General features: G+C 72.5%; 9 protein-coding genes. 5 read left to right on the top strand and 4 right to left on the bottom strand.

All coding sequences use genetic code 11. From position 1 onward, the window contains the following. The first annotated feature begins 141 nt into the window (after window positions 1-141). Window positions 142-1,146 carry a porphobilinogen synthase gene (hemB, locus tag PZE19_RS30080; RefSeq protein WP_277864302.1) on the top strand — a complete coding sequence of 335 codons (1,005 nt, stop codon included), beginning with the start codon at window positions 142-144 and terminating at the stop codon, window positions 1,144-1,146. A gap of 5 nt (window positions 1,147-1,151) precedes the next feature. Continuing rightward, the gene (hemL, locus tag PZE19_RS30075) at window positions 1,152-2,477 is read left to right on the top strand and encodes a glutamate-1-semialdehyde 2,1-aminomutase (protein WP_277864301.1); all 1,326 of its coding nucleotides are present in this window, start codon (window positions 1,152-1,154) and stop codon (window positions 2,475-2,477) included. 18 nt (window positions 2,478-2,495) lie between these two features. Here the strand turns inward: hemL and PZE19_RS30070 are convergent, their stop codons facing one another. Both PZE19_RS30070 and PZE19_RS30065 read right to left on the bottom strand, forming a co-directional pair. Then, the gene (locus PZE19_RS30070; RefSeq protein WP_277864300.1) at window positions 2,496-3,218 is read right to left on the bottom strand and encodes a Yip1 family protein; all 723 of its coding nucleotides are present in this window, start codon (window positions 3,216-3,218) and stop codon (window positions 2,496-2,498) included. A 121-nt stretch (window positions 3,219-3,339) separates the two neighbouring features. Beyond that, window positions 3,340-3,732 carry a hypothetical protein gene (locus tag PZE19_RS30065; protein WP_277864299.1) on the bottom strand — a complete coding sequence of 131 codons (393 nt, stop codon included), beginning with the start codon at window positions 3,730-3,732 and terminating at the stop codon, window positions 3,340-3,342. 271 nt (window positions 3,733-4,003) lie between these two features. On the opposite strand from PZE19_RS30065, the gene pruA reads away from it, so the two are divergent. Beyond that, window positions 4,004-7,066, top strand: coding sequence for an L-glutamate gamma-semialdehyde dehydrogenase (pruA, locus tag PZE19_RS30060; RefSeq protein ID WP_277864298.1), 3,063 nt, complete (start codon window positions 4,004-4,006; stop codon window positions 7,064-7,066). A 42-nt stretch (window positions 7,067-7,108) separates the two neighbouring features. On the opposite strand, the gene PZE19_RS30055 is transcribed toward pruA, so the two are convergent. Then, complete coding sequence (locus PZE19_RS30055) at window positions 7,109-8,065, bottom strand: DUF1559 family PulG-like putative transporter (RefSeq protein ID WP_277864297.1); 957 nt, start codon at window positions 8,063-8,065, stop codon at window positions 7,109-7,111. A 438-nt stretch (window positions 8,066-8,503) separates the two neighbouring features. Here PZE19_RS30055 and PZE19_RS30050 point away from each other — a divergent pair, with 438 nt between their 5' ends. Then, window positions 8,504-10,012, top strand: coding sequence for an efflux RND transporter periplasmic adaptor subunit (locus PZE19_RS30050; protein WP_277864296.1), 1,509 nt, complete (start codon window positions 8,504-8,506; stop codon window positions 10,010-10,012). A gap of 111 nt (window positions 10,013-10,123) precedes the next feature. Continuing rightward, a complete protein-coding gene (locus PZE19_RS30045; RefSeq protein WP_277864295.1) occupies window positions 10,124-11,287 on the top strand; it encodes a hypothetical protein in 1,164 nt (387 codons plus the stop codon). 10 nt (window positions 11,288-11,297) lie between these two features. On the opposite strand, the gene PZE19_RS30040 is transcribed toward PZE19_RS30045, so the two are convergent. Continuing rightward, complete coding sequence (locus tag PZE19_RS30040; protein ID WP_277864294.1) at window positions 11,298-16,286, bottom strand: PAS domain S-box protein; 4,989 nt, start codon at window positions 16,284-16,286, stop codon at window positions 11,298-11,300. Between the last annotated feature and the right edge of the window lie 174 nt (window positions 16,287-16,460).

Here is a 16,460-nt window from a genome sequence, read left to right as displayed (position 1 = left end):
CCCCCCGGGAGAAGGTGCCGCGCAGCGGCCGATGAGGGTCGTCGGAGCGCGAAGGAACCGACCGATCGCGAACGCGCCCTCGAAGCGCGACGACCCTCCCCCATAATTGGAATCGAATCCCCAGGGAGTCGATCGCCCCCCATGTTCGATCCCGCCGCCGGCTATCCGACCCACCGCCCGCGCCGCCTGCGCGGCAACCCGCGGCTCCGCGACCTGGTCCGCGAGAACGTCCTGACCCGGGACGATTTGATCTACCCGCTGTTCGTCTACCACGGCTCCAACCTGAGCCGCGAGATCGCCTCGATGCCCGGCCAGCGGCAGTGGTCGCTCGACCGCCTGGGCGAGGTGATCGACCAGGTCGTCGAGCTGAAGATCCCCGGCGTGATGCTGTTCGGCATCCCCGAGCGCAAGGACGCCCGCGGCTCGGCCGCGCTGCGGGACGACGGGCTCGTCCAGCAGGCGATCGGCCTCATCAAGAAGCGGGCCCCCGAGCTGCTGACGATCACCGACCTCTGCTTCTGCGAGTACACCGACCACGGCCACTGCGGCCCGCTCGTCGAGACGGCCGGCCGCATCGACGTCGACAACGACGCGACGCTCCCCCTGCTCGTCGAACAGGCCCTGAGCCACTGCCGGGCCGGGGCCGACGTCATCGCCCCCTCGGGCATGATGGACGGCATGGTCCGCGCCCTCCGCGCCGGGCTCGACGGCTCGGGCTTTGCTCATATCCCGATCATGTCGTACGCGTCGAAGTTCGCGAGCGCGTACTACGGGCCGTTCCGGGACGCCGCCGAGAGCGCGCCGAGCTTCGGCGACCGCCGCGGCTACCAGATGGACCCGGCCAACGGCGACGAGGCGGTGCGCGAGGCGGCCATCGACCTGGCCGAGGGGGCCGACGTCATCATGGTCAAGCCGGCCATGGCCTACCTCGACATCGCGCGACGGCTCAAGGACGCCTTCCGCGTCCCCCTGGCCGCCTACAACGTCTCGGGCGAATACGCCATGATCAAGGCCGCCGCCGAGCGCGGCTGGATCGACGAGCGGCGGATCGTCCTGGAGACGCTCACCGGCTTCAAGCGCGCGGGGATCGACATGATCCTCACGTACCACGCCCCCGACGTCGCCCGATGGCTCCAGCAAGGTTGAACGCCATGCCCGCGCCCACGCCCGCCCTGTCTCGGCCCGACTACCGGCTGCCGAAGAGTTCCGAGGCCTTCGCCCGCGCCGCGAAGGTGATCCCCGGCGGCGTCAACAGCCCCGCACGGGCCTTCGGGGCGGTCGGCGGCGAGCCCCCCTTCATGGCCCGCGCCGAGGGGGCGTATCTCCACGACATCGACGGCCACAAATACATCGACTACATCGGCTCGTGGGGCCCGATGATCGTCGGCCACGCCCATCCCCGGGTCCGCGCGGCCGTGTCCGACGCGCTGGTCCTGGGCTCCAGCTTCGGCGCGCCGACGGTGCGCGAGGCCGAGATCGCCGAGGTCGTCGCGGCGGCCGTCCCCTCGATCGCCATGGCCCGGTTCGTGTCGTCGGGGACCGAGGCGACGATGTCGGCCATCCGCGTGGCGCGGGGCGTCACCGGGCGCGACAAGATCGTCAAGATGGCCGGCTGCTACCACGGCCACGCCGACTGCCTGCTGATCCAGGCCGGCTCGGCCGCGACCACGCTGGGCACGCCCAACAGCCCCGGCGTCACCGCGGGCGCGGCGGCCGACACCCTGCTCTGCCCGTTCAACGACGCCGAGGCCGTCCGGCGGATCCTCGAGGCCAACCCCGGCCGGGTCGCCGCCGTCCTGCTGGAGCCGATCGCCGGCAACATGGGGCTCGTCCCGCCCCGGCCCGGCTACCTGGAGACGCTCCGCGAGCTGACCGCGAAGCACGAGACGCTGCTGATCTTCGACGAGGTCATGACCGGCTTCCGGGTCGCCTACGGCGGCGCCCAGGAGCGGTACGGCGTCACGCCCGACGTCACCGCGCTGGGCAAGATCATCGGCGGCGGCCTCCCCGCCGCGGCCTACGGGGCGTCGAGCGAGATCATGCACCGGGTCTCGCCGACGGGCCCGATCTACCAGGCCGGCACGCTCTCGGGCAACCCGCTGGCGATGGCCGCCGGCCTGGCCACGCTCGAACTGCTCCGCGAGCCCGGCCTCTACGACCGCCTGGAGGCCCTCTCCGCGCGGCTGGCCGAGGGCCTGGAGAAGGCGGCGCGCGACGCCGGCGTCCCGCACGTCGTCCAGCGCGTCGGCAGCATGCTGACGCTCTTCTTCCACGACGGCCCGGTGCACGACTACGAGGACGCCAAGCGGTCCGACACGGCCCTCTTCGCCCGCTTCTTCTGGGAGATGCTCGCCCGCGGCGTCTACCTCCCCTGCTCCCAGTTCGAGGCCGCCTTCGTCTCCGCCGCCCACACCGAGGCCGACGTCGACCACACCGTCGCCGCCGCCCGCGAGTCCCTCGCCGCCGTCGTCGGCTGACGCCCCGGGCGCCCGCGGTCACCCCGTGCGCGTCAGGGCCGCCAGGCCGAACACCAGGAGGAGGATCGGCAAGGCCATGGCGAGGCCCCCCAGGAGGATCGCGCCCAACGCCCTCCAGGCCGAGAACCCGTGGGCCTCGCCCAGGCACTTCAGCAGCAGGACGAACATCCAGACCCCCAGGACGAGGTCGAGGATCATGGTCGCGGCGTAGAGGAGCAGGAGGCCTCGGTCGGCGTCCAACCGCGGGGTCTCCTTGGTGAACATCTCGCCGCCGAAGACGGCGAGTTGCACGGCCCAGATCAGGAGCGCGAGGACGATCGGGGCCTGGGCCCAGGCGATCGCGGCGCGGACCGACCGCGAGTCGGCCGCCCCCCCGAGCCGACGGCCGGACCACGAGAACAGCCATCCCAGGAAGTACACCCCGATCACGCCCCCCAGCGGGCCGAGGAGGACGGCCATCGCCAGGATCGCCGAGGTCGAGATGCGATCCCCGAGGTTCTTCCCGGCCGCCCGATCGAGGGCGTTGTCGACCCCCGACAGCATGCTCAGGGGGGCTACCCGATAAGCCGGATCGGACGCCAGGATGCGCCGAAAGGTCCTCCTCGGGCTGGTCATGATCGTCGCGAACGGCCTGCCGACGCCCGACGGGGCCTCTTCAGGTTTCTTGGCCTGCGCGACCGGATCGAAATCCTCGTAAGCGTCGCCGAATCGAGGCGAATCCAGCGGATCGGTCGCGGACATATGCGGCTCTCTCGACGGGTCGGTGATCCATCCTGGAGAGGAGGGACCATCCTATCCCTGCCGCAAGCGCCAATCCAGGACCATCGCCGAAAACGCTAGTTTTCGCGAAGCCGCCGACCGCTCATCGCGCCGCGAACGTGGCCAGGATCAGTAAGAGGTCGATCCCCACGACGATCCAGAGGACGATCGCCGCCGCGCCGCTGGCGACGCCCGCCGTCGCCAGCGGCGAGGGCCGCGGATCGCCCGCGAGCCGACGCCCCTTGAGGCCCGCCGCGACGCCGAAGCCCGCCAGCCCCAGGATCGCCGCCAGGCTGACCACCGCACCGATGAAGGCCGGGATCACCGGGATGTTCGTGTATTCCGACCGCCAGAGGAGCAGGCAGTAGATCATGGCCATCGGGGCCGCCAGCACGAGCGCGGCCCCGATGATGACCGACGCGAGCCCCCACTGCGCCCGCTCACCGTCTGTGAGCCCCTTCGTCATGCTGAAATCGGTCGCGAAGTCGATGGACATCGTCCCTCCTCCTCGTTCGAAACAGGATCGCGCGAACCGCCCGCCCTCTGGCATTCGATAATCACATCCTATCGGCGTCGATCTTATCGAGAAGACGGGCGAAGCGTTCCGAAATCCGCCGCGACGGCGATGCATGCGTCCACGTCCGCATCCTCGAAACGGCCCTCGGCGCCCCGTCTCGGGCGCGGGCCATGGGCCGGGCTCGACCGTGGGTCGTAGAATGGGGAGGAAACCTCTCGCGATCGAGTCAGTGTGGGGAAAGGCGGGCGGCATGGCGACGACATCGGCGGGGGTCATCGGCGCGAACGCGAGAGCGATCGGGCCGGTCGACCGGGGGCGGATCGAGGAGCGGACGCGGGCGATCGGCCGCGAGCTGTTCGCGCGCGTCGCGGGCGCGTCGCGCCCCTGGCGGCGGGCCTGGTGGGAGGACCGCTTCATGGGGGCGACCCTCGACGACCCCGAGGTCCGCGTCCAGCTCTTCCGGTTCATCGACGTGCTGCCGGCGCTGAAGACGCCCTCGGCCGTGCGGCGGCACCTGGCCGAATACCTCGACGAGGCCGGCGACCGCGTCCCCTGGTGGCTGCGCACCTCGGTCGCGCTGGCGCCGGAGGGGTCGCATCGCGAGGGGCTCCTGGCGAAGTCGGCGCGGGCGGCGGCCGAGGTCATGGCCCGCAAGTTCATCGCCGGCGCGACGCCCGACGAGGCCTTCCAGACGGTGCTGCAGCTCCGCGCGCGGGGCGTCGCCTTCACGGCCGACCTGCTGGGCGAGGCGATCGTCAGCGAGCGCGAGGCCGACGCCTACCAGCAGACCTGCCTCGACCTGATCCGCGGCCTCGCCGGCCCGCTCGCGGCGCAGCCCGAGAACCCCCGGATCGACCGCGACGCCGACGGGCCCCTGCCCCGCGTCAACCTCTCGCTCAAGCTCTCCAGCCTGACGACCTGGTTCGACCCGATCGCCCCCTCGGCGACCATCGAACGCACCGCCGAGCGCCTCCGCCCCATCCTCCGCACCGCGCGGGAGCACGGCGCGTACGTCCACGTCGACATGGAGCAGTACGACTACCGGACGCTCAGCTACGACCTGTTCGAGGCCGTCCTGGGCGAGCCCGAGTTCCGCGACTGGCCCGACGTGGGCATCGTCGTCCAGGCGTATCAGCCCGACGCCGAGGCCGAGCTGCGGCGGCTCGACGCCTTCGTCGAGCGTCGCGGCGCGCCGATCACGATCCGCCTGGTCAAGGGGGCGTACTGGGACTACGAGGTCCTGACCTCCCGCCGCCACAACTGGCCCGAGCCGGTCTACCTGCAGAAGTGGCGGAGCGACGCCAACTACGAGCGCTGCACGCGGTTCTTGATGGAGCGCCGCGGCAACCTGCGGCCGGCGATCGCCAGCCACAACCTGCGGAGCCTGGCCCACGCGATCGCCACGGCCGAGGTCGTGGGCCTGCCGATCGACGCCTACGAGCTGCAGACGCTCCACGGCATGGGCGACGCGATCAACGACGCCCTCGTCGCCCGCGGCTGCCGGGTGCGGGTCTACACCCCCTACGGCGCGATGCTCCCCGGGATGGCGTACCTCGTCCGCCGCCTGCTGGAAAACACCTCGAACGAATCCTTCCTCAAGGCCAGCGGCGCGTCGGGCGTCGCGATCGACGACCTCTTGCGCGACCCCGAGGAGACCGGAGCCATGTGGACCAAGACGCGACGCCCCGCCCCCCAGGCCGCGCCCGCCGAGCCGCCGCCGTTCCGCAACGAGCCCCTCCTCGACTTCGCCCGCGCCGAGAACCGCGAGGCCATGGCCGCGGCCCTCCGCAAGGTCGAGTCCGAGCTGGGCCGGACGTACCCCCTGATCCTCGACGGCCGGGCGATCGAGACGCCCGACCGGCTGGCCGAGTCGGTCGACCCGAGCCGGTCGACGCGGGTCGTCGGCCGGGTCTCCACCGCCGACGCCGGCCACGCCGACCGGGCCGTCGCCGTCGCCCGCGCCGCCGTGGGCCCGTGGTCGTCGACCCCGGCCGCCGAGCGGGCCGCGGTCCTGGTGCGGGCCGCCGCGATCCTCCGCCGCCGCAAGTTCGAGCTGGCGGCGTGGGAGGTCTACGAGTGCGGCAAGCCCTGGCGCGAGGCCGACGGCGACGTCGCCGAGGCGATCGACTTCTGCGAGTTCTACGCCCGCGAGATGGTCCGCCTAGCCGAGCCGAGGCGTCGCGACGTACCCGGCGAGACCAACGTCTGCGACCGCCTGCCACGCGGGGTGGCCGTGGTGATCCCGCCCTGGAACTTCCCGCTGGCCATCCCCTGCGGCATGACGGTCGCCCCGCTCGTCGCCGGCTGCGCCGTGATCCTCAAGCCGGCCGAACAGTCGCCGGTCGTCGCCGCGAAGCTCGTCGAGATCCTCCACGAGGCGGGCGTCCCGAAGGGGGCCCTGCAGTACCTCCCCGGCGAGGGCGAGGAGGTCGGCCAGGCCCTGGTGAACGACCGCCGTGTCGACGTCGTCTCGTTCACCGGCTCGCGGCCGGTGGGGCTGCTCCTGAACAAGCAGGCGGCCGACACGCCGCCGGGGCAGGACCACGTCAAGCGGGTGATCGCCGAGATGGGGGGCAAGAACGCGATCATCGTCGACGACGACGCCGACCTCGACGAGGCGGTCGTCGGCGTGCTGCAGAGCGCCTTCGGCTACGCCGGCCAGAAGTGCTCGGCCTGCTCGCGGGTCGTCGTGCTGGAGGGGGTCTACGACGCCTTCGTCGCCCGCCTCGCCGAGGCCGGCAAGTCGCTCCGCGTCGGCCCCGCGGCCGACCCCGACACCTTCGTCGGCCCGGTCATCGACGCCGACGCCCAGAAGCGGATCCTCGAATACCGCGGGGTCGCGCTCCAGGAGGGCCGCGTCGTCCTCGACGTGGACGTCTCCGAGCAGGCCCGACTGGGCTCGTTCGTCGGCCCCTTGATCGTCGCCGACGTCGCGGCCGACGCCCGCGTCGCCCAGGAGGAGATCTTCGGCCCGATCCTGGCCGTGTTGAAGGCGAAGGACCTGACCGACGCCCTGGCCATCGCCGAGGGGACCTCGTACGCCCTGACCGGCGGCCTCTACTCGCGGAGCCCGGTGACGATCGAGCGCGTCCGCCGCGAGTTCCGCGTCGGCAACCTCTACATCAACCGCACCATCACCGGCGCGGCCGTCGACCGCCAGCCCTTCGGCGGCTTCAAGCTCTCGGGCGTCGGCGCCAAGGCGGGCGGCTCGGAATACCTGCTGGAATACCTCCTCACCCGCTCCATCACCGAGAACACCATGCGCCGCGGCTTCGCCCCGGAAGACCTGTCCACAAGCTCGGGGGGCGAGTAATCGCCGCCCGATCGACCGGAGGACCGTCGCCCCGGTGGTCTCTCAATCGGAGCCCTGGACGATCTCGCCGCCGGCGCGCGTCCCCATCGCCCTCCAGGCGCCTCGATCGATCGAGTCCTTGACGAAGCCGACGCGGCCGTCGGCCCTCAGCAGATTCACGCCGCCGGGGTGGAAGCTGCTCGCCGTGATAGCCGCCTCGGGGGTTGGTAGCCGACCCATGCTCTGGCAGGACGGGCGGTTGGGCGTGAGAAAGTGGCTGTACTGAATCGGCCCCCCGTGGAGGTCGGCCTGCCCCATGAAGATCCCGACCAGCGGGACCATATCCTTCAGATCGAGGCAACGGGAGAACAGCCGATCCGGGCCCCAGGGGGGTGCCATGGGCGACGTCGGCTGCTCCGCCGGTTGATAGTACAGGCGGCGACTTTCCGTGGGGGGCAGGGCCCCGACCAGGAATTCCGAGGCGGCCGCGGTGTTGCCGAGTCCGTCGCTGACCTCGACCAGCGAGGTCCAGTGCGTAACGAAGGGGATGTTGCTGAAGATCCCGTTCATGTCCCCATCGCCCCAGCAGGTTGGATAGCTGAAGAGGGCCTTCTTCGACTCGGGGTCGGATGGACAGTGGAACGTTTCCCAATCCATCAGGTCGACGGTCGTATTGGCCATCCAGTCCACGTCGACGGCGAAGTTGTAGGCGTTGTAGGCGGGGACGTCGCAGAACATCAGATAGTTGCGATACTGATGCTGGACCAACGGGAACCGCCCCGTCTGCTCGGCGTAGAGATGCATCGCCAGGCCCAGTTGCCGCAAGTTGTTGGTGCATTGCATGCGCCGCGCGGCCTCGCGCGCGGACTGGACGGCGGGGAGGAGCAACGCGAGCAGCAGGCCGACGATCGAGACGGCGACCAGCAGCTCGATCAGCGTGAAAGCGGCGCGCGATCCGCAACGGCCGCGTCGCGTCTCCATGCTCTCGCCGGAAGCCGATCGGAGGGCCAGGGCATCCATCGCCGGACTCCATTCTCGTGAAGATGGTTCGCCCCATCGACGCCGGGAGCGCATTGGCGGCCTCAATGAAGCTATTCGTCGAAGGTCGGTCGGCAGTATGGCGAACGTGACGGGGAGGGTCAAGCCGACGACCCACCCCCAGCTTTTCCAGGCGACCTTGGGGTCGAGGCCGATGGGCGTCCGCGGCGGGCGTCGGCGTTCCGATGATCGCCTTGCGACCGCCCACGCGGCATGGTCCTCAGGATCCTCGCCGGCGAGCCTCGCCGGGAATGCTGCGTCGGGGTAGGATTGTGGAAGGCGGCCGGGAAAACGACGGGGCCGGGCGATTCCGCGTCCGGAGGGCCGGGCGGCGTCGCTTCTATGGGGTAGGGGGCGAAGTGGACCGCGGGCCGCCCCCGCGAGGGCCCGCGAGGTTGGCTGCGACGGAGACGGCCCAAGATGACGACCTCGACGACCGCGATCGACGATCCCCAGGCCTCCTCGAACGGCTGGAGCCCGGCCGCGGCCATCCTGCCCGGGGATGGCCCGCCGCCGAAGGTCCGCAAGCGGTCGCGCTGGAAGGGCCTCACGGCGATCGGCCTGATCGCGGCGGCGGGGATCGCCGCGGCGGTCTACTCGGGCGTCGGCAGGCCGGCGCGGCTGGGTGCGGGCTCGCCCCGGCACCGGGCGGCCAAGACCCGGATCCCGGTCACGTTCTCGCTGCGGGGGAGCCTCGAAAGCGGCAAGAACCGCGAGGTGATCAACCGCGTCGAGGGCCAGACCACGATCCTCTTCATCGCGCCCGACGGCTCGTCGGTCAAGAAGGGGGACCTGGTCTGCGAGCTGGACTCGGCGCCGCTCCGCGACAAGCTGACCACCGAGAGGATCACCGTCCAGCAGGCCGAGGCCGACGTCCAGAGCGCCACCAAGACCCGCGAGGTCGCCGAGTTCGCCCTCCGCGAGTACGAGGGGGGGACCTATCCCCAGGCGAAGCAGGACGCCGACATCGCGCTCAAGATGGCCGAGACCAACCTGGCCCAGGCCATCCAGCGCTTCGACTGGTCGGGCCGGATGTTCGCCCTGGGGTTCGTCACCAAGTCGCAGACCATCTCCGACCGCGACTCGAAGGCCAACAACGAGATCACGCTCGGCCGGACCAAGGGCAAGATCGACCTGCTCGAGGGGTTCACGAAGCGCAAGAAGATCATCGAGCTGACCGCGGCCGTCCAGAAGGCCCGCAGCGACGAGCTGTCGAAGTCGGCGAAGTTCGCGCTCGAGGAGTCGAAGCGGAAGAAGTACGAGACCCAGATCGAGCGCTGCAAGCTGCTCGCGCCGGCCGACGGCCTGGTCGTCCACGCCAACGACGCGATGATGCGGGGCGGCAGCCAGCAGGAGCTGATCCAGGAGGGGACCTCGGTCCGCGAGGGCCAGACGCTCATCAAGATCCCCGACTTCGCCTCCATGCGGGTCAACGCCAAGGCCGACGAGTCGATCCTCAACCGGATCGGGCCGGGCCAGCGGGCCCGCATCAAGATCGACGCCCTCCCCGGCGTGGGGCTCGCGGGGGCCGTCACGGTGGTCCAGACGATGGCCGACCCGAGCATGCCGCCCCCGTTCGACTCGCGGCTGTACACGACCCTGGTCGCCATCGACCAGGCGCCGACGTCGGTGCGGCCGGGGATGACGGCGCAGGTCGAGATCCTCGTCAGCGAGACCGAGGACGTGCTGGCCGTCCCCCTCAAGTCGATCCTCCAGATCCGGGGCGACAGCTACGTCTACGTCAACACGCCCGACGGCATGGTCCGCCGCGGCGTCCGGCTCGGGGGCTGCAACGAGGAGATGATCGAGGTCGTCGAGGGCCTCCGCGAAGGCGAAGAGGTCTCGATGTCACCCATGGCCATGATGACCGAGTCGGAGAAGCAGGAAGCCTTCGCGGCCATCGCCGCCGGCCCGTCCGACTGGCGCTGAGCCGCGCTCGCCCGAACTTCCCGGCCCGAGGAGCTGGAATTCGCCTCGCCCCTTCACTACACTTGTCGTAGTGCGAGGCGCGACGTTCCTCTCTCTCGCCGGGGCGGGCCCATGCTCATCATCTCGCTGGTCGTCTCGGCGCTCTTGCTGCTGGCGGTCGACAGGGCCTCCCGGCGGGGCGCGGACGCGAGGGCGTGGATCATCATCATCGCCGGGGTCTTCGCCTTCGGGCCCTTCCTGCTGATGCTCGTCCTCCCGACCGTGATGATCCAGGCCTTGTTGCTCTGCGTCGTCGCCATCCTCTGGGGGGTGAGAGGGGGCGGACCGGCGGCCTTCCGGCGAATGGCCCTGGGCGCGACCGTGATCGCCTACGGGATCGGCGGGCTGATGGCGCACTCGTCCTTCCGCGAGGCGGCGCGGCTGCGCGGCCTGTATCCGCTCGAATCGATGGAGGCGCGGGTGCCGGCGCCCCGGGCCGACGCGGCCGAGTCTCCGCCGGGCCCGGATTCGCTGGCGCGGCTCGCCCGCCTGGAGGAGAGTGGCGGTTACGAGGGCGAATTCCGGGGCTGGCAACTCCGCATCCTGCACGAGAACACGGTCGGATCTTTCATCGACGCACCGGGGTTCGGGGTGGCGCGGATGCTCAGGCCCAGCGAGGCGCTTCTCGCCGTGGGCCTTCGTAAGGCCGGGGTCCCTCGCCAGCCGGGCCCCCGGATCCCCTTTAGCGGATCGCCCGGCGAACTGCGAGGCGTCGACCCCGAGGCGGAGGCCCCGCTGGGGCCCCTGCTGGAGGCGAGCATCCTGGACTTCGTGAATCCCGAGGGGTTCGGCTACGTCCGGGACCGCCGGCACGTCGCCGGCTTCGAGACGCACCAGTTCAGCCGGATCCCCGAGCCGGCGAGTCGCTGGAAGCTGCGGAACCTGGAGCTGGCGAGCCTCCTGTTGCACGAGGAGCCGGTCGTCTACACCTCGGCCGAGCTGCCGCGGATGGACCGGCTCCACGGCAAGCCGACCCGGCCGCTCGACCGCTTCGAGGGGCCCGCCCTGGGGGCGCTGCGGCGGGGGGAAGACCTGGTCGTCGCCCGGGACGGCGACTCGGTGCGGATGCTGGGGGCCGTCCGGAGCCTCGCCGCGTGCGTCGCCTGCCACGGCGGCGCGCGGGGGGACCTGCTGGGGGCCTTCTCGTACGACCTCGCACCCGACGCCCGGACGAGCCCGTCGGCTTCGGAATCGGAGGAAAGCGTCTCCCTCGGTCCGCCGCCGCCGGGACCGTGATCGAGGGGCCTCAGGAGACGCGCGGGGGAGCTTCGAGGTCGGCCAGGATGGCCTCGACGGCCGCGGGGTCGGCGGGCTTGACGAGGTGGTGGTCGAAGCCGGCCTCGCGGGTGCGGCGGCGGTCCTCGTCCTGGCCCCAGCCGGTGAGTGCGGCGAGGCGAACGCCCTTGAGGCCGACGCTGGCGCGGATGCGGCGGGCGACCTCGAAGCCGCTCATGCCGGGCAGGCCGAGGTCGAGCAGGATCAGGTGGGGGCGGAAGGTCTCGAGCGTGCGCAGGGCCTCGGGGCCGTCGTGGGCGGTGCGGACGTCGTGGCCCTGCAGGCCCAGCAGCTGCGCCAGGCTCTCGGCGGAGTCGCGGTTGTCGTCGACGACGAGGATGTTCCGCCGGGGCGCCGCGGGCTCGTCGGACGCGGCCTCCGGGCCGTCGACCGGCCCCTGGGGGTCGCGGGCGAGGGGGAGGCGGACGGTGAAGACCGCGCCGCGATCGGGCCCCGCGCTCTCGGCGGCGACGGTCCCGCCGTGCATCTCGACGAGCCGGCGGACCAGCGTCAGGCCGATGCCCAGCCCCCCCTGCGCCCGGTCGAGCGACGTCCCCACCTGGGTGAACATGTCGAAGATCCGGGGGAGCATGTCGGCCGGGACGCCGATCCCGGTGTCGGCCACCCGCACCACGGCCCAGTCGCCGTCGCGGCCGGCGGAGAGTTCGATGCGGCCGCCGTGCGGGGTGTACTTGGCGGCGTTGTTGAGCAGGTTGGCGACGACCTGCACCAGCCGTGTGCGGTCGGCGTCGAGCGTCAGGGGGGTGGCGGCGAGGCGGACCTCCAGGCCGTGGCCGCCGGCGTCGATCATCTGCCGGCTGGTCTCGACGGCCGACTCGACGACCGACCGGAGGTCGACCGGCTCCCTGCGAAGGACCACCTTGCCGCTGGTGACGCGGGAGACGTCCATGAGGTCGTCGACCAGGCGGACGAGGTGGGCGATCTGGCGGTCCATCATCGCCAGCGTGCGCTCGCGGGCCGCGCCGTCGGGCCCGCCGAGGCGGAGGATCTGGACGCCGTTGCGGACCGGGGACAGGGGGTTGCGCAGCTCGTGCGCCAGGGTGGCCAGGAACTCGTCCTTGCGGCGGTCGGCCTCTTGCAGGTCGCGGTAGAGCCGGGCGTTCTCGATGGCGACGGCCACCCGCTCGGCCAGGTCCTGGGCGACCCGCAGCTCCTCGCGGCCGAACCGGCGGCGGTCCGAGGCGCTGAGGAAGGTGATCCCGCCGACGACCCGGCCGCGGGAGACGACGGGGACGCACAGATACGACCGGACCCCCGCCGCCCGCAGGCGGAGGATCCGGTCCCAGCCCTGCGGCGCGGCGTCCGGCTTCAGGTCGGCGAGGTCGAAGACGACCTCGGGCTCGCCGGTCCGCAGGACGTGGGGGATGACGCCGGTGATCTCCTCGGCCTCCCGGCCGGCCGCGTCCGCGACCCGCGCCGAGGTGGTCGTCGTCGGCTCCGACCGGGTGACCGCCAGCCGCCGCCGGCCCCCGTCGTCGTCGAGGACGTCGACGGCGCACCAGTCGGCGAAGCCGCCGACGGCGATGTTGGCGATCCGCTGCAGCGTGCTCTCGTAGTCGACCAGCTCGGCGAGCGAGGCGCTGGCGTCGGCGAGGAACCGGACCGACTCCTCGGCCCGCTTGCGGGCGGTCATGTCGCGGAAGACCTTGCCGAACCCATGCAGCCCGCCGTCGCCCCGCAGGGGGACCATCACCCCCTCGCCGAAGAACTGGGAGCCGTCCTTCCGCATGTGCCAGCGCTTGTCCTCGGCCCGCCCCTCGCGCGCCGCCGTCTCCATCTCGTACGCCGGCCTGCCGGCCTCCCGGTCCTCGGGCGTGAACAGGACGTCGGCCGGCCCGCCCAGGACGTCGGCCGGGGCGAACCCGGTCACCGCCGAGGCCCCCCCCGCCCAGTCGACGACGATCCCGCCGGGGTCGGTGACGACCACCGCGTAGTCGGCGGCGTTCTCCAGCAGGAGCTGGAGCCGCTGGTCCTTCTCGCGGAGCTGGACCTCGGCCCGCTTGCGGTCGGTCAGGTCGATGCCGTGGATGAGGATCCCGGTGACGCCCCCGTCGGGGTCGAGCAAGGGCTGGAAGACGAAGTCCAGCCAGCGCTCCTCCATCGCGCCCCCCGGCCCGCGGCCGAGCGTCAGCCGGCGGTCGGTGGCGACGTACGCCTCGCCGGTCCGGTAGACCCGGTCGAGCGTCTCGAAATACCCCTGCTCGCCGACCTCGGGCACGGCCTCGCGGACCGACTTGCCGATCAGGTCGCGGCGGCCGACGAGCTGGAGGAAGCGCTCGTTGGTCCGCTCGTACACGTGGCCGGGGCCGCGGAGCAGGGCCACGAAGGCCGGCGACCGCTCGAACGCCTCGGCCAGCCGCTCGCGCTCCTCGGCGACGTGGCGGTGCAGCCGGTCGCGCTCCAGCTCGTCGAGCCGACGCGCCGTGACGTCGGTGAACAGGATCGCCACCGTGCGGGCCTCGGGCTCGTCGACCCGGAAGGCGAAGACGTCGAACCAGCGGCCCATCGCCTCCGACCCCTCGACGACCCGGACGGGCTCGCCGGTCGTCGCCACCCGGCCGTAGATCGCGAACCAGCGATCCTCCAGGTCGGGCACCAGTTCGGTCACCCTCCGGCCGACGACCGCGCGGAGGCCCGTCTGCGTCTCGAAGACCGGGTTGGCCTCCAGGAAGCGGTAGTCCACCGGCCGGTCGCCGTCGAACAGGACCTCGACCACGCAGAAGCCCTGGTCGATCGACGAGAAGAGGGTCCGGTAGCGATCCTCGGAGCGCCGCAGCGACTCCTCGCCCGCCTTGCGGTCGTCGACGTCGATGACCGAGCCGACGTAGCCGAGCAGCTCGCCGGCCTCCGCGAGCCGGGGCCGGCCGGCGTCGAGCACGCAGCGATACGACCCGTCGCCGCGCCGCAGCCGGTGCTCCAGCGAGAACGGCTCGCGGCGCGCGTTGGCCGCCCGCATCGCCCCCTCGACGCGCGCCCGGTCGTCCGGGTGGATGGCGTCGAGCCAGCCGCGGCCCAGGCCCTCGGACTCGACCTGGCCGGTGAACTCGGACCAGCCCCGCGACAGGAACGTGCACGAGCCGTCCGAGTCGGTCGCCCAGAGCATGGCCGGGGCGGCGTCGGCGAACTCCCGCAGCCGCGCCTCGCTCTCGCGCACGGCCTGCTCGGCGCGCTTCCGGTCGGTGACGTCGGTCCCGGTCGACGACAGGAAGAGGACCCGCCCGGCGTCGTCCACGACGGGGGCCAGGACCAGGTCCACCACCCGCTGGCTGCCGTCGGCCAGGAAATATTGCGACTCGCCGCGGATCGTCTCGCCGGCCGCCGCCCGCCGGCAGGCGTCGCGGATCATCTCGGCCAGCTCGGGCGACGGGCTCCACCAGCCGCATTCCCAGAACGGCCGGCCGATCACGTCCGGGCGCGCGAAGCCGCAGGAGTCCAGGCACGAGCGGTTGGCCTCGACGACCACGCCGTCCAGCGAGAGGACGCCGGCGAACTGGAGCCCCTGTTCGAACAGGGTGCGGAACTTCGCGTTCGCGGCCGCCGCCTCGCGGGCGCCCGCCTCGGCCGCCTTCTGGTCGGTCACGTCGACGCACGACCCGATGTAGCCGGTGAACCCGCCCTCGGGGTCGTACAGGGGCGCGCCGTTGTCGAGCAGCCAGCGGTATTCGCCGTCGCGCCTGCGGAGGCGGTACTCGACGGCGAACGGGACGCGGGCGTCGAAGCTGGCGGCGTAGGCGTCCAGGCGGCGGCCGAGGTCGTCCGGGTGGACCCCCGCGGTCCAGCCGTCGCCGCGCTCCTGCTCCATCGTCCGGCCGGTGAACTCGAGCCACGGGCGGTTGAACCAGACGCACGCCCTCGTCGCGTCGGCGATCCAGATCAGGACCGGCGCCTGGTCGGCCGCGGTGCGGAACCGCTCCTCGCCCTGCCGCGCCAGCCGCTCGGCGCGCTTCCGCGGGCCCACGTCGCGGACGACCTTCGAGGCCCCGACGACCCGGCCGGCGGCGTCGCGGATCGGCGAGACGCTCACCGAGACGTCGACCTGCCGGCCGTCGCGGGTCAGCCGGACCGTCTCGAAGGGCTCGACCCGCTCGCCCCGGGCGATCCGAGCCAGGACGGCCCGCGACTCGCCGCGGCGGTCCGGCGGCACGATCAGGTCGATCGGCCGGCCGACCGCCTCGGCCGCCGGGTAGCCGAAGAGGGCCTCCGCGCCGGCGTTCCAGGTCTGGACGATCCCCGCCGCCGTCTTGCCCACGATCGCGTCGTCCGACGACTCGACGATGGCCGCCAGCCGCGCCCGCGCCTCGTCCCCCCGCCGCCGCGCCGCGGCCCCCCGGGCCAGCAGCCAGGCGACCCCGCCGACCGCCGCCAGCCCGAACGCCGTCCCCGCGGCGCCGAAGAGCACCGCGCGCCGGTACGACCGCTCGGTCCGCACGCGGCGGTCCCGCAGCAGCGCGCCCTCCTCGGCCTCGATCGCGTCGATCGCGCGGCCGGCCTCGTCGACCAGCGACCGTGAGGCCCCGACCCGGTCGCGGGCCGCCTCCAGTCCCTCCTCCCGGCGCACCCGGATCGCCTCGCCGAACTGTGCGGACTCGCGCCGGACCAGCTCGCCCAGCGCGGCGACCCGGGGCGCCCGGCCGGGGTCGTCGGACGTCAGCTCGCCCAGCCGGGCGATCCCCTCGCGGAGCCGCGCGTCGGCTCGACGGAACGGGGTCAGCGCCTGGTCGTCGCCGCTCAGCAGGTAGTCGAGCTGGCTCGCCTGCAGGTCGCGGACGTCGGCCCGGACGCCGCCGAGGACGGCCAGCACCTCGTGGGCGTGCTCCACCCAGTCGGCGTCGCCGCGGATCGCCCGGGCGTTCCGGTAGGAGACCGCCGCGTTGACGACGACGAGCGAGGCGAGCAGCGCCACGCCGAGGGCCTTGTTGCGATCGAATTCCCCGCCCATCCCCGCCCCTCAGAAACACGCCCGCGACCGGCGGCCCCCGGGTCGGAACCGGACGCTCCCTGCGGCGGTCGGGATCGCCGACGCCCGTCGCATCGCATTGTATCGCGACGGGCCCCGCGATCCCATGCCCCGTCCGGGTCCGGACCGGGCCGGGCGCGTGCGTTCCCGGGGGTC

It is taken from the genome of Paludisphaera mucosa (assembly GCF_029589435.1).
GTDB lineage: Bacteria > Planctomycetota > Planctomycetia > Isosphaerales > Isosphaeraceae > Paludisphaera > Paludisphaera mucosa.
The sequence above is the reverse complement of the archived record's forward strand: the minus strand, read 5'-3'. Positions and strand labels throughout refer to the sequence as shown.